General features: G+C 39.0%; 2 protein-coding genes. One reads left to right on the top strand and one right to left on the bottom strand.

Going from position 1 to position 1,266, the window contains the following annotated elements; all coding sequences use genetic code 11:
- The first annotated feature begins 157 nt into the window (after positions 1-157).
- The gene (locus tag A5875_RS11860) at positions 158-901 is read left to right on the top strand and encodes a hypothetical protein (RefSeq protein WP_088933785.1); all 744 of its coding nucleotides are present in this window, start codon (positions 158-160) and stop codon (positions 899-901) included.
- Between the two features lie 106 nt (positions 902-1,007).
- On the opposite strand, the gene A5875_RS11855 is transcribed toward A5875_RS11860, so the two are convergent.
- A partial coding sequence (locus A5875_RS11855; protein ID WP_369596953.1) for a DUF6560 family protein occupies positions 1,008-1,266 on the bottom strand: 259 nt, incomplete at its 5' end.

Below are 1,266 nucleotides of genomic sequence, written 5' to 3'. Positions count from 1 at the left end.
GATATAGGCGATACTCAAGCTTTTTTTGAAGATTTGAAAAAATACAAAGAATTTATTGAGTTTGTTAATAATCATTTTCCACCTGCTCCAAGTGAAGCTTACGATTACATTAACTAGGAAGATGTAAAAAAGAAATTTATCCTAAAAGGAGAATTCTATGAAAAAGCTCGCATTTCTATTTTTCATCCTATCTTCACCATTTTTTCTAGCTAGCTGCGGCAAAGACAATGGACAAAGCACTGAGTCTACTCACAGTTCTTCATCGGTGAAGGTCGAGGTGTCTTCGACGTCTAAAAGTTCGAGTTCTTCTGAGGAGACGCAAGTGACTTCTAGTACCACTGCGCCTAGTTCATCTAGCCAATCAGAAGAAACGAATGAAGTAGATACGAAAAATTTAAGCGCTGCACAGGTTAAAGAATGGGTTGCTTCTATTTGGATTAAAAGAAAGGGCATCGATCCATATAATGATCCAGATTTTGAAATCGAATTAGAAACTAAAGACGATGGTCTGCTGTATGCGACAGTAGAAATGACGACTCAACAGATTGATACATTAGATTCGTTTAGGATTAGCAGCGATGGATTTCTTGAAGAGTCAGGCTATTTCCAAAGTATGCCCGATAAAGGTTGGATCGTGGTTTCGAAAAAATATTTGGATACCAGTCTGGTCAATAAGGAAGGACAGGCATCGTCTTCTACAGAAGGAAATACTGCATCGGATCACGAAAGAGCGGATATGATTAGAGATATCATGGAGAAAAATCAAGAGCTGGATGCAGATATTCTAGCTTCGATTCCAGATGAAGAAATACTAGAAGCGAATGCAGGTAATGCGACAAACAGTCAAATCGCACAAACAGCGGAGAACTTGGTTAGACTGTATCCAGATTTGAGACCGTAGCATAATCTCTACATTTGAATAGCGATTCTTCGCGTGAAAAGGGAGCATGGAATGAACGATTTCGTCACTTCATGCTCCTTTTTGAATTATGCTCAAGTTTTTTCTTTTAATCTTTTTCGCGTTTCATTTCTTCGATGGGAATATTTGCCTTTTCGATTCGTTTGAGAAAAAGATTCGCGCCTTCCATCATTCGGTCAACAAAGAAGGCTTTTTTGCGTTTGCCATTGACATATACTTTCCAGCCGCCGCGTGTTTCTTTGCAGTGAGTGATCTCTGAAAATAAGAACTGCTTTCTAAAGACAAATAATTTGATAGCCTCGATATTATCCCCATCTACTTGGACCTCCCACATGCCAGCGATAGGT

Source organism: Enterococcus sp. 3H8_DIV0648, from assembly GCF_002140655.1.
In the GTDB taxonomy this organism is placed as follows: Bacteria; Bacillota; Bacilli; order Lactobacillales; family Enterococcaceae; genus Enterococcus_A; species Enterococcus_A hulanensis.
This window is presented reverse-complemented; position numbering and strand designations above follow the sequence as displayed.